This is a genomic window from Acinetobacter sp. AS23 (assembly GCF_023612055.1).
Lineage (GTDB): Bacteria > Pseudomonadota > Gammaproteobacteria > Pseudomonadales > Moraxellaceae > Acinetobacter > Acinetobacter oleivorans.
In genome coordinates, this window is the sequence record NZ_CP082274.1 from 3,353,277 (window position 1) to 3,365,748 (window position 12,472).

At 37.7% G+C, this 12,472-nt stretch carries 10 protein-coding genes; 1 reads left to right on the forward strand and 9 read right to left on the reverse strand.

Annotated elements, in window-relative coordinates; translation table 11 throughout:
• Position 1: 1 nt before the first annotated feature.
• The 5 genes from filE to filA form a co-directional block, all read right to left on the reverse strand.
• On the reverse strand, positions 2-1,366 hold the full coding sequence (gene filE / locus K6I41_RS15885; RefSeq protein WP_250374771.1) for a putative pilus assembly protein FilE: 1,365 nt from the start codon (positions 1,364-1,366) through the stop codon (positions 2-4).
• Positions 1,360-3,024 carry a putative pilus system OmpP1/FadL family transporter FilD gene (filD, locus tag K6I41_RS15890; RefSeq protein WP_151989500.1) on the reverse strand — a complete coding sequence of 555 codons (1,665 nt, stop codon included), beginning with the start codon at positions 3,022-3,024 and terminating at the stop codon, positions 1,360-1,362. Before filD ends, filE begins: the two co-directional genes overlap by 7 nt.
• Positions 3,025-3,036: 12 nt before the next feature.
• A complete protein-coding gene (filC, locus tag K6I41_RS15895) occupies positions 3,037-4,227 on the reverse strand; it encodes a putative pilus system protein FilC (protein ID WP_250374772.1) in 1,191 nt (396 codons plus the stop codon).
• Between the two features lie 45 nt (positions 4,228-4,272).
• Positions 4,273-5,106: a putative pilus system C39 family peptidase FilB gene (gene filB / locus K6I41_RS15900; protein WP_045437505.1), complete on the reverse strand. Its 834-nt coding sequence runs from the start codon at positions 5,104-5,106 to the stop codon at positions 4,273-4,275.
• A 305-nt stretch (positions 5,107-5,411) separates the two neighbouring features.
• Positions 5,412-6,260, reverse strand: a complete 849-nt coding sequence (gene filA, locus K6I41_RS15905; protein ID WP_049838347.1) for a putative pilus system protein FilA — start codon at positions 6,258-6,260, stop codon at positions 5,412-5,414.
• 355 nt (positions 6,261-6,615) lie between these two features.
• Here filA and K6I41_RS15910 point away from each other — a divergent pair, with 355 nt between their 5' ends.
• The gene (locus K6I41_RS15910; protein ID WP_250374773.1) at positions 6,616-7,974 is read left to right on the forward strand and encodes a chorismate-binding protein; all 1,359 of its coding nucleotides are present in this window, start codon (positions 6,616-6,618) and stop codon (positions 7,972-7,974) included.
• Between the two features lie 3 nt (positions 7,975-7,977).
• On the opposite strand, the gene hisC is transcribed toward K6I41_RS15910, so the two are convergent.
• The 4 genes from hisC to murA all read right to left on the reverse strand — a co-directional run bounded on the left by hisC (position 7,978) and on the right by murA (position 12,468).
• Entirely contained in the window at positions 7,978-9,063 is a 1,086-nt protein-coding gene (gene hisC / locus K6I41_RS15915; RefSeq protein ID WP_151828064.1) for a histidinol-phosphate transaminase, read from the reverse strand.
• Between the two features lie 69 nt (positions 9,064-9,132).
• Positions 9,133-10,422 carry a histidinol dehydrogenase gene (hisD, locus tag K6I41_RS15920; RefSeq protein WP_005302839.1) on the reverse strand — a complete coding sequence of 430 codons (1,290 nt, stop codon included), beginning with the start codon at positions 10,420-10,422 and terminating at the stop codon, positions 9,133-9,135.
• A gap of 106 nt (positions 10,423-10,528) precedes the next feature.
• Complete coding sequence (gene hisG / locus K6I41_RS15925) at positions 10,529-11,212, reverse strand: ATP phosphoribosyltransferase (RefSeq protein WP_003655841.1); 684 nt, start codon at positions 11,210-11,212, stop codon at positions 10,529-10,531.
• Entirely contained in the window at positions 11,212-12,468 is a 1,257-nt protein-coding gene (gene murA, locus K6I41_RS15930) for a UDP-N-acetylglucosamine 1-carboxyvinyltransferase (protein WP_013198909.1), read from the reverse strand. The genes hisG and murA overlap by 1 nt, the downstream gene beginning before the upstream one ends.
• Between the last annotated feature and the right edge of the window lie 4 nt (positions 12,469-12,472).

The following is a 12,472-nucleotide window of genomic DNA, read 5'->3' on the forward strand; positions in this document are numbered from 1 at the left end:
TTTAACGTAATACGGAAATTTGAATTTGTCCCTGATTTGTTAACTCTTTTTCTGCAACATCCACTGCAGAAGATAAAGGTGTCATCATCATGTAATGTGCTGAAGGTGGTACTTTTAAAACACCTTGAATTGATGAATGTTGTAACATCGTAGAAGGATAAGATTTACTCTTAAACCCACTAACTCCTTCTAAAATGCACCCCTTATTATCTAAAAAGATGACTAAAGGCCAGTAATATAGAGGCTTCTCATTACTAGCAGCAAATGACATAAGTTTTAAATGCTGAACAGAAGGGTTTAACTGTACTACCTCATATTCAAATTTTTCTTTCAATGGCTTACGAGGCCATACACTTACTTCTTTATTTATACTAAGTGTCTTAATTTGTTTGTTATAACCTTTAATAAAACATTTATCTTGTTCAAAAGCTGCTTCTAACTCTTGCGAAGATAAACGCATATATGTTGGAGCCAATACAACAGTAGACTCTTCATCTTTAGCCTGCCGATTAAAAAGCTGATCTAAAGTTGACCGACTCACACCTTTTTTACGCTCTATTGATTCAGTTCGTCCCAAGCCATCAGGCATAAGATAAAAACGCTTTTTACCTTCAAGATTAAATTCCTGATCTTCAAGATACTCATTATTTACATATTCAACATTATCAATCGTTGTAAATTTAGATTTATCCTGTGTAGAGACGGCTGATGGAGCTGCCTGTGATGTGTTTTTTATTGGTGGCGGAACTAAAATAAGCTTTTTCTTCCAATCGTTATTAGCGACTGGTTGAACCTTTTCACCTTCGAAAGATTTAGTTTTCTCGGTAGATGTTTTTAATTCTTTATTAGCAACAATAGCAGTTTGAATTTTTTGGGGTGCAGTCGGTGCAGTCGGTGCAGTCGGTGCAGTCGGTGCAGTCGGTGCAGTCGGTGCAGTCGGTGCAGTCGGTGCAGTCGGTGCAGTCGGTGCAGTCGGTGCAGTCGGTGCAGTCGGTGCAGTCGGTGCAGTCGGTGCAGTCGGTGCAGTCGGTGCAGTCGGTGCAGTCGGTGCAGAATTTAATTTCTTTTGTGGTTGTTGTTCTACTCTTTTTGGTGAATCTGTATTGCGCGCTTCCTCTTTAAACACTTTTTGAGCGGGAACAACTATCGTATTAGTTGTTGAATTTTGGTGTTGTGTTTCTTCTATTTTAGAGGAGGTTTGTTTTTTCTGGTCAACTCTTTTACTAGGCACAATCATAGGACGACCATCGGGACCTATAATCGTATAAAATCCGTCTGCATAAGAAACAGAAACATTCGCTATCGCAACACATAAGGTCAAGATAGCGAAATTAGGGTTAAACATCCGTTTATACTGTTTTACCATTTTGTTCTATAACTCAAACCAAGTACTGTGACTTTTGTATTCGTTTTTACATCTAAACCTGAATAAGGGTTTAATAAAATATTATCGACACCACACTTATTCGATAGAGTACTACTACAAGCTGGAATATTGTCACGACTACGTAAGAAGCCGACAGAAAGATCTAAATCTGTATCAGCATCAAAACGATAACCTACCCCTAAACCGAATAACTGCGCATTATTGATCGGCACCATGGTATTACGCTTATCATTAGGAATAGCACTAGCACGCGGCTCATAACCTGCTCGTAACTTCAAACGATCAGTTGCTGAATACTCTAAACCAATACCCCAGCTCCAAGGTGAAGTAAACTTTAATGGCAATGCTAAAGAGTTATCAGTCACATCATTCGATAGAAGTTTGGCAATCTTTAATAATGTAATCTGTCTATCAAATTCAAATTTAAACTTATCCCAAGCAGAATAATCAGTCCATCCAACATCAAAGTTTAATTGTAAATCTGGAAATATTTTGTATTTAATACCTGCCTGAAAATGTGCAGGATACTCTAAATCCATCGCGACTAAACCAGACTCAGTGTCAGGAACATATCCAGGTAATCCAAGAATGGCAGCTAAAATTTGCCCAGTTGCCGATGAGTTTAATCCCTGAACCAACTGTTGAGGAGCTTTAGCATTATTAATCATGTATTTGCCTTTGAGACGCATCTTGGCAGCACTTTGATATACCATACCAAAGCCAAAATCATCTGTCGGCTCCCAAAGCAATCCCAAGTTATAGCTAGGGCTTAATGATTGTTCTAATGAAACTTGTAATGCCCCCATTTTATTAAATGGATTCATTCCTTCTTTCGTATTACAAATTCCCAATAGCAGCAGATCAGTAATCATATCGTTATTGTCTTTGAAGGGTGCACATACCACTTCATCAACCATACGCAGTACACCAATCATTTCATTAGGAAAACGTAAATCGGTATTTAAAGCAATCGCGTTATACGACATACCAATCGAAGCACCAATTGATAAATGATCATTTACTTGATAACCAAAAGATGGGGATAGATACGTAATACGCTCTACAGCAACCTGTTGTCCCATATAGTTACCCGGATTGCCATTTTCCGCTCCAAAACCTGCTACTAAAGGCGCATACATTGCCGTTGCAAAGGTTACTTTTGAGCCTGGTGGCTTATAAGCTATACCTGCTGTAGGAGCAACAAGTGGGTAACCGGCTCCTAAATCAACCATTTTTTTAAGAATGGGGATATATAAGCTTGCATACTCGACATCACCATGTACAGAATCTTTAAAATCTGTACAAATATTGGCAGAAATTTCTGGTCCATCATTACAAACTAAAGGATCATCTGAATAACCAAAAATGTTGTACCCAGGAGGAGCTGAGAACTCACGCTGGATATCAAAGTTTGCAAGAATACCTTGTACATCTGTTTGTAACCCATCAATCTTCGCTAGTGCTGCTGGGTTAAAATGAACCGCACTAATCCCCGGAGGATCTGCCGTTACAGCATTCCCCATCGATAGTGAACGAATATCAACAGCTAGGTTTTGTCCTAATTGAGCATTGGCAAAGCTAGAAAAACCGGAGATAACAATTGCCGCCGTTAAAGGACATAATTTAGGATATTTCACCTGCATATCTCCTTATTTTTGTTTTTTAGTAAAACCTAAAATATCTAACGGGAACGATAAACCAAGTGAAATATCCGGTGCATCTTCGGTTAAACCAATACCTACCGTACCATTAACAATTGTTTCAGGTGAAACACGCACACCTAAAGCAAAAGATAACATTGCACTACTTTGGTCTGGAGACGTATAAGAGTCACCATTGTCAAACTGGAATTCAGCATTCATATTGAAGCTTTGCTGATATGACATGGTTAGAGATACATCGTAGTTAAATGAGTAAGCAAAACCGAAAGAAAAACCACCACTGATTCCAGGGTCAAATGAGGTTAATGTACGTGTACCACGGGCTTGATTTAACCCAGACTCTTTAAAACCATAGTTAGCAGATGCGGAAGCAAATAAAACAACTGGATCAATATATTTACGAGTACTGGCGCCTACACCAGCTGAGTAGTAACCTTTACCTGTTGATAGCTCATCTAAACCAATTTCATATGGGCTATCCCCTGTCTTAGAAGATAAACTACCAAAAAGTACCAATGGTAATCGGCCTTGTTTTAATGGGAAAGGTTCCCAGCGAGCACCAAGGGAAATATCCCCTAACCCAGCAGTAGTCGTATCACGAATAATTTCAGATTTTGCAACAAAAGGAAGCGTTGCTGATAAAGTTAAGTTGTCCAAAACCCCATACTGGACCGTAAAACTATTTGTCAAAGTATGGTTAGCATCTTCTTCGACACGTAAACGGTTAAGTTGAGATGAATTATCTGATAAAGCTAAGTCAATTCGTGTATCACGATAATAAGTGTAATCAAGGTCATAATAAGAGGAGATGACGCCTTTTTTAATTAACGAATATTGTCGCTCATTTGAAGTAAATACTTCTTGTAAATTCGTCTCTTGACTTGCGTCACCTTCTTTTTTCTGTAATGCAGTTGCAGCTTGATGTGCACCGCCCTCATTCGCGGGTACCGGGCTATTATCCGTTGCAGATGTATCAGACGACCGTACTGTGCTTTCTGCTATAGCTGTATTCGAATTTGTTGTATCTACAGATGTAGAACTTCCTGTGCTACCTGTATTTACATCTTGGCTCGATCCACCTACTTGTCCTTGTTGTACTTGATCCTCAGCATAAATTGTCCCTGTAATAGCACTCATACTTAAGGCCAATACACTCATCTTTATCCATCGATTATTCATGTTTTTTCCCACCCAATTTATTTATTTTACTAAATTAAAATTTGACTATTTACGTTTGTAATAAAGACGCATATAGGTTTCTATTGGTAGTCCATAGGTTGCAGAGTGATTATCGTTATCTAACACACGTCTCATGGTTGAGGCTTTATTTGCTAAACGATCATAATTAAATGTCGGATATTGCACGTCAACAAAAGCATATCTGTTAACGGTTGCATCCTCTACATGACGCATATCTGCATCTTTTAAAGCCAATAGATCTTTACGCTGAGATTCGGGGACTGAAATAACAAATAAAGTATTATTATCCCAAATTTCTTTAAAACGATTTTCATCGAAGCTGATATTGCCTAATGCAGGATCAGCCACATAGACTCGCCCGTCTTTATAAGCTTTATATACAACAAAATGTTTAAACCCAGCATAAGAAATAGGAACAATTGCAGGTTGTCCAAGTTTTACTAAATCAGAGAACTCACCACGATAACCACCGCTCTCTAAACCGATTGCTGTGACAAAACGTTTCATATCGAGTAATGAGAAGCTTCGACGCTCAATAATGCGTTGATATTCGCCATACTGTAATAGGCCACTCATCGTCTGTTGTTCAGTCAAACTGGTTCCAACATACCCATTTAATAAGGTTGTAAGAGCAGCGGAACCACAACTATAGTCATAGGCCTGTCGAACAATTCCACGGAACTGATCTTCTACAGCAGGTTTGATCTTTACGGGTTCAATGTGATTTCGATGAAATGATAAATTACGTGAATCGGCAGTCTCTGTATAATAAACAGTTCCCGGCGGCTTTTTTTCTATTTCGAAGGCTTCTGTCGCAAAGTAATACATCAATGCTGAGCCTAAAACTATCTCTAACATAAGCACTTGGTCTAAATGGTGGCCTAACCGGCCTTATTCATTTTATTCTTAGAGCAATAGCTCTACATCCCTGTGTGTTGAAGATACCTTTTTTTTTTGTAAAAAACAGCTTTTTTTTAATCTTTTTGATGAATGTATAGTTCTACTTTAATTAAAGTGTTAATTAACTCTCATTCTTAAACATCAATACTTTTAATATATTTAGTACACATATAACAATACTATTAATTCTTATGAAAAATTTAATTAAATCCCCAATAAAAAAGCGCGTATAAAACGCGCTTTTTTATTTTAAACTTTCTAAATTAGTGACCAGAAATTGTAATTGTAGAAGTACCTACATTTAAACCTTGAATTTCTAAATCACCAATTGATGCATTACCCGCAGCGCCAAGGTGAACACCTTGCGCATACACATTCATGCCTTGAGTACTATTATTTTGAATTTTCAAGCCTGTTGGCACAACTGAAATATTCGCATTCACGTCTAAATCACCAGTAGTATTACCAGCACCACGTACCATCACTTTATCTAAGACAATTTTACCGCCACCAGCAGCATCATTAATACCAAAGTTAGATAGTGTTAAACCACCTTTTAAACTTGAATTTACTTTGATCATTGCACCTTGTGGGGTAGAACCTAACTGAACATTCGCTGAAATTTGACCTAAAGATAAATCTAAACCAGAGATAATTTCAGTTGGAGCTGTTTCTGTAATACCACGTACAGCAGTTGTTTGGTTTAAAGTACCCGAAGTACCAACACCAATTGAACCAACATGAATATCAACAGCGCCTACTGTCGCAGCCACATTTAAGAAAGCACCGTTTGAGCCCGAAGCACCATTTGTATCAATTGCTAAATCTAAAAGATTACCTGTACCTGTTTGAGTAAGGGTAACACCACTAATTGCGATTGCACCCGCAGTACCTGATGCACCAGTAATACCTGTTGATGATGCCAAACCATCATTATCGTGTAGATATAATTTATCGATAGAAACACCGCCAGAACCTAAAGCGATACCGATATTAATACCATCTTGACCTGTAGCAGCGCTTAGTGCAGCATCGTCCATTGACTGCATCGCCATTGCATTTGCACTGATAGCTAAAGAAGAAACTAAAGCAAGTTTAGTGAACATTTTCATTGAGCACTCTCCCAAGAGCATTTATTTTTTGACTTTAACCACTCTCATTGTCTCAAGTTGCATTTTTCTTTATATAGCAACCGAAACTTCCAATCCTTGAGTAGTTTTGCTTAGCAATTACTAAATTACATCTACGTTACTTTTTGTTCAACTAGTGTTGTGCATTTTTTGCCAACTACCCGACAAACGGTACGCTCAATTTATTTCGCTTTTAACGTCTAATGCCAACGCTAATCCCACTCAAAATTCGACTATTTTATCAACGAAAAGTACCTCTTTTCTAAGTCTTCTCCCTGATGATCCGCAAGTTGTAGTAAACTAATATTTCCCTCATTAACTATTCTCTTATTTAAAAATGTCTCAGTTAAAGAAAAAAATCTCATTACATGGTAAAAGTACTGCCGAGATTTTAAAAAACTTACAAGGATTAACTGGGCTCATTTATTTAAATGACAATAATAATCCTATTATTGGTTTTCTCCCACAACAATATATTCTTATTCAGAATGAAAAGAATATAGTATTTCAACGTCAAAATTTTAATAAATATAAGAAAATATTAAAATCGAATCAATTATTAGACTTTATTCAACTAAAAGAAAATAAATTAAAAGAAATCAAGAATACTAAATCAATAACAAGTTTTAATGGCGGCTATATCGGTTTTATTAGTTATGATTTTGCTGCACATCACTTTATTAATGTTCAGACCCATATACAGCCATCTTTGTTCTTAGGCCAATATCGTTCTTTTTTAAAATATGTAGATAATGTTTGGTATTTTTTTAGTGATGAAGAAAATGCATTAGACCTATTTAAATATATTGAAAAGAAGTTAGAGATTCCTAATTCAAATAAATCTAAAAATATATTTAAATTAAAAACTGCTATTCAGCCAAGATGGTCTAAAGAACAATATTTCGAGGCTTTTAACAAAATACAAGAATACATTAAAGCTGGGGATTGTTATCAAATTAATTTAACTCAAGAATTTAAAGCTGATTTCAAAGGGTCTTTATTAAATAAAGCTGAAGATTTATGGAGCCTTACTAATGCACCATATGCAGGTTATTTAAAATTAGATCAATTTGAATTATTAAGTTGTTCTCCTGAACTCTTCATTGAATTCAATCAAAATAAACAAATTAAGACCCGACCTATTAAGGGAACCATGCCTCGATATGAAGATATCGAAAAAGATTTTATTTCAAAACAAACTTTAAAAAACTCGCAAAAAGATCAGGCCGAGAATGTCATGATTGTTGATTTATTACGTAATGATTTGAGCATTTATGCCAATACAGGGTCCGTAAAAACAACGCAATTATTCGAGATTGAAAGTTTTAATCAAGTTCATCATATGGTCAGTGAGATTGTTGCCACGCTTAAAGATGATATTAATCCAATGCAAATGTTGCTCTCTGCTTTACCGGGGGGATCGATTACAGGAGCCCCAAAAATTCGGGCGATGCAAATTATTGAAGAGCTAGAAGAAGAAGCAAGAGGTGCTTATTGTGGGACATTAGGTTACTTCAATTTTGATGGAACGGGCCGCTGGAATATTCTTATCCGTAGCTTCCAACAATATCAAAATCAGCTCTCTTTGTGGGCCGGTGGTGGTATTACGATTGCCTCAGATGCAGAAGCAGAATATCAAGAAAGCCTTGATAAAATCTCTGCCATGCTGAACTTGATGAACAGCACAGCAGGCTAAAACTTAAAGAATATCTTGTTTCAATGTTTGCACTAAACGCATATTCTGCTCATCAGTACCCACTGTAATACGCAAAAATTGATTAATACGAGGCTTATTGAAATAACGCACAATAATACCTTGTTCACGTAATTGCTGTGCAAGTTTGCCTGCATCATGGACTGAATGTGAAGCAAAAATAAAGTTCGCCTTAGATGGCAAAACTTTAAAGCCCAAAGCAGTTAAGTCATCTACTAGCTTTTCACGACTGGAAATAACTCTCTGAAGTTGTTCTTCAAAATAAGCCTGATCTTCAAAAGAAGCTACCGCGGCTGCAATTGCAAAACGGTCAATAGGATATGAGTTAAAACTATTTTTGACAGCTTCAAGCGCTGCGATTAAATGTGACTGAGCGATTGCAAAACCAACACGCAAACCAGCTAATGACCGAGATTTTGAGGTTGTTTGACAAACAACTAGATTCTCATAGCGATTTACAAGACCAACTGCAGATTCTGCTCCAAAATCAACATAAGCCTCATCGATCACCACTACTCGATCTGGATTTGCTTTTAAGATTTGCTCGATATCTGGCAAACCCATGGCAATACTGGTTGGTGCATTAGGGTTTGTAATAACAATCCCACCATTGGGTTGTATATAGTCATTAGCTTCTATCTCGAAATTCTCATTGAGTGGAATTTCTTTAGTTTTTGTTCCAAAGAACTGACTATAAACTGGATAAAAACTATAAGTAATATCTGGATAAAGAATCGGTTCATCTTGAAGAAAAAATGCTTTAAAAATATGAGCAAGTACTTCATCTGAGCCATTACCAACGAAAACTTGAGACACCTCAATATTCTGTTGTTTAGCAATTGCTTGCTTTAAAGCTGTTGCATCTGGATCTGGATATAAACGCAAAGCATCAGCTTGCTGAGTTAAAACTGCTTGAACTGCGTCAACTACTTTTGGTGATGGCGGATATGGATTTTCATTCGTATTGAGTTTCAATAAATTCTGAATTTTAGGCTGCTCACCCGGAACATAAGGCTCTAATTCACGAACTTCTGGACTCCAAAAGCGCATTTGTGCTGTAGATAAAGTCATGGTCTTATCTCAAAAAAGGGCTGAAAATCAGCCCTGAGTAATAATTAAAAAACTACAAGGTTTATAAGCTTATTGATAACGATAGCGAGCTGAGCGTGCATGGGCATCTAAGTTTTCTTGGACAGCTAATATATCGGCTGTTTTAGCTAACGTTTTAACCCCATCTTTCGAACACATAATCAAGCTCGAACGCTTTTGGAAATCATAAACGCCTAACGGTGAAGAAAAACGAGCAGTTCCAGATGTCGGCAATACATGGTTTGGACCCGCACAATAGTCACCGATTGCTTCAGGAGTATAACGTCCCATGAAAATTGCTCCAGCATGACGAATCTCTTCACTCATTGCTTCGGCATCATCTAGGCACAGTTCCAAATGCTCTGGTGCAACCTGATTAATTAACTCAATTGCTTCTGCGCGGTCTTTAACTAATACCAAAGCACCACGGTTTTCAATTGAAGTTCGCGCAATATCTGCTTTTGGCAATTCATTTAAATGCTTTTCAATTGCCAACTCGACTGCATTAAGTAAAGCTTCATCTGGAGTTATAAAAATAGCTTGAGCCACAGTGTCATGTTCAGCTTGTGATAAAACATCCATAGCCAACCAATCTGCATTATTCTCACCTTCTGCATATACTAAAATTTCAGAAGGTCCAGCAATCATATCAATGCCGACTTGCCCAAATACAGCACGTTTAGCAGCTGCTACAAAACGATTCCCAGGACCTGTAATTTTATCTACAGGTGGAATTGTCTGAGTACCATAAGCCAAAGCTGCTACAGCCTGCGCCCCACCAATGGTAAATACCCGGCTAACTCCCGCAAGATAAGCTGCGGCAAGAACTAATGGATTTAATTCACCATTTGGTGCTGGAACAACCATGATAATTTCAGGTACACCTGCAACATGAGCAGGTACAGCATTCATTAGAACTGAAGATGGATAAGAGGCTAAACCACCTGGCACATAAATACCAACACGGTCTAAAGGCGTTACTTTTTGCCCTAATGTATTGCCCAAGTCATCTATATAAGTCCAGCTATCTTGTTTCTGAGCTTCATGAAATGTACGAATACGCTTTGCTGCCAACTCTAGAGCATCACGAATTTCTGGGCTTAAATTATCAAAAGCAGTTTTAAGTTGTTCTTGAGATAATTCTAAATCTGAAAATTGATGCGCAGGATGTCGATCGAACTGTTGAGTAAGCTTTAAAACATGATCATCACCATGCTGACGAACATCAGCAATAATTTGATCTACTGTTTGCACTAAATTAAGATCATTCACGGTTTCAAATGCCAATAGCTCAGCAAAAACCTGTTTGAAGTTTTGATCTTGAGTCGATAAACGTCGCATCAATTTACCCACAAGGCGAAAAAGAAAAAGTAAGTTTACCCTTTTTCTATGCGCTTGTGGGTATCATCTAGCTTAACTATCGCAAAAGCATGATGGGAAATTGCTTTTAACGCGATTGAACAGCTTGCTCAAGCTGTGAAATGATTGGATTTAACAAAGTTTGTTTACGTTTAAAACTGGCTTTATTTACAATTAATCGAGAAGAAACTTTGCAAATCTCTTCTAATGGCTCAAGACCATTTGCTCTTAAAGTATTACCAGTATCGACCACATCCACAATGTAATCACCCAAACCAACCAAAGGTGCTAACTCCATAGAACCATAGAGCTTAATAACATCAACCTGTTCACCTAAGCTTGCATAATACTGGCGTGTAAGATTGACATATTTCGTGGCAATTTTTAGACGACCCTTTGGATGCTCCATACCTACTTTACCAGCAGTCATTAACTTACATTTAGCAATCTGCAGATCAAGCAACTCATATACATGCTGAGCACCATGCTCCATCAACACATCTTTACCGGCCACACCGATATCTGCTGCACCATTTTCTACATAGGTTGGTACATCAGACGCACGTAAAATTAAAATACGTACTTGTTTATGCGTAGTTGGGAAAATTAGTTTACGAGACTTTTCCGGATCTTCGAGTAAATTAATACCCGCTGTAGCCAATAAAGGTAACGTCTCTTTTAAAATACGCCCTTTACTCAATGCCAAGGTCAAACCATGATCAAAATTACCCATCACATCAAAATTAGGATCATCGTTTCTTACATCATTCATTAACTTACTCGCTTAATTTTGGCACCTAAACCTTGAAGCTTCTCTTCGACATGTTCATAACCACGGTCAATATGGTAGATACGATCAATTAATGTATCTCCCTCTGCAACTAAAGCAGCTAGAACTAAAGAGAATGAAGCACGTAAATCTGTTGCCATAACAGGTGCTGCCTGTAAGGTTTCAACTCCTGTTACGACAGCATCGTGACCTTCAACTTGAATATTAGCGCCCATTCGTGACAATTCAGGAACATGCATAAAACGATTTTCAAAGATCGTTTCAGAGATTGTTGCGAATCCACGACCAATCACATTTACTGCCATCAGCTGTGCTTGCATATCAGTTGGAAATTCTGGATGTGGCAAAGTTCTAAAACTTACAGCTTTAGGGCGTTTACCCATCATATCAAGTTCTATCCAGTCATCACCACGAGTGACTTCAGCACCCATTTCTTCAAACTTATCCAAAACAGACTCAAGTAATGCAGGGTCAGTATGTGTAGTTTTGACACGACCACCCGTAATTGCAGCAGCTGCTAAATATGAACCTGTTTCAATACGATCAGCAACAACAGCATATTCACAGCCATGTAGACTTTCTACACCAGTTACAACAAGAGTATCTGTATCAAGGCCTTCGATCTTAGCGCCCATTTTAATTAACATTTGAGCAAGGTCAGTAATTTCAGGTTCACGAGCTGCATTACGAATAGTCGTAACGCCATCTGCTAATGCCGCTGCCATCAAGATGTTTTCGGTACCACCAACAGTAACCATATCAAAAACAACTTCACCACCTTTTAAGCGACCATCAACTGAAGCATGGACATAACCATTTTCAACTTCAATATGCGCACCCAAAGCTTCTAAAGCTTTTAAATGTTGATCCACAGGTCTTGAACCAATCGCACAACCACCAGGTAAAGAAACTTTAGCATTACCATAACGTGCTAATAATGGTCCTAAAACCAAAATTGAGGCACGCATTGTTTTTACTAGCTCATAAGGTGCAAACTGATTGTCTAAAGTAGAGGTATCTGCTTTTACTGTGTCATTTTCATAGCCAATTGTTACCCCTAATCCACCAATTAGCTTTACCAAAGTATTAACATCTTTAAGATTTGGGACATTGGTTATTGTAATTGGAGAATCTGCAAGAATAGTTGCAGCAAGTAATGGCAAAGCAGCATTTTTAGCACCAGAAATGCGCACTTCGCCCTCGAGCTTAACACCACCCGTAATTAAAAATTTATCCATTAAT

Coding starts and splice junctions, on each gene's coding strand:
- filE (WP_250374771.1), bottom strand. CDS start 1,366: ATGGTAAAACAGTATAAACGGATGTTTAACCCTAATTTCGCTATCTTG.
- filC (WP_250374772.1), bottom strand. CDS start 4,227: ATGAATAATCGATGGATAAAGATGAGTGTATTGGCCTTAAGTATGAGT.
- filB (WP_045437505.1), bottom strand. CDS start 5,106: ATGTTAGAGATAGTTTTAGGCTCAGCATTGATGTATTACTTTGCGACA.
- filA (WP_049838347.1), bottom strand. CDS start 6,260: ATGAAAATGTTCACTAAACTTGCTTTAGTTTCTTCTTTAGCTATCAGT.
- K6I41_RS15910 (WP_250374773.1), top strand. CDS start 6,616: ATGTCTCAGTTAAAGAAAAAAATCTCATTACATGGTAAAAGTACTGCC.
- hisC (WP_151828064.1), bottom strand. CDS start 9,063: ATGACTTTATCTACAGCACAAATGCGCTTTTGGAGTCCAGAAGTTCGT.
- hisD (WP_005302839.1), bottom strand. CDS start 10,422: ATGCGACGTTTATCGACTCAAGATCAAAACTTCAAACAGGTTTTTGCT.
- hisG (WP_003655841.1), bottom strand. CDS start 11,212: ATGAATGATGTAAGAAACGATGATCCTAATTTTGATGTGATGGGTAAT.
- murA (WP_013198909.1), bottom strand. CDS start 12,468: ATGGATAAATTTTTAATTACGGGTGGTGTTAAGCTCGAGGGCGAAGTG.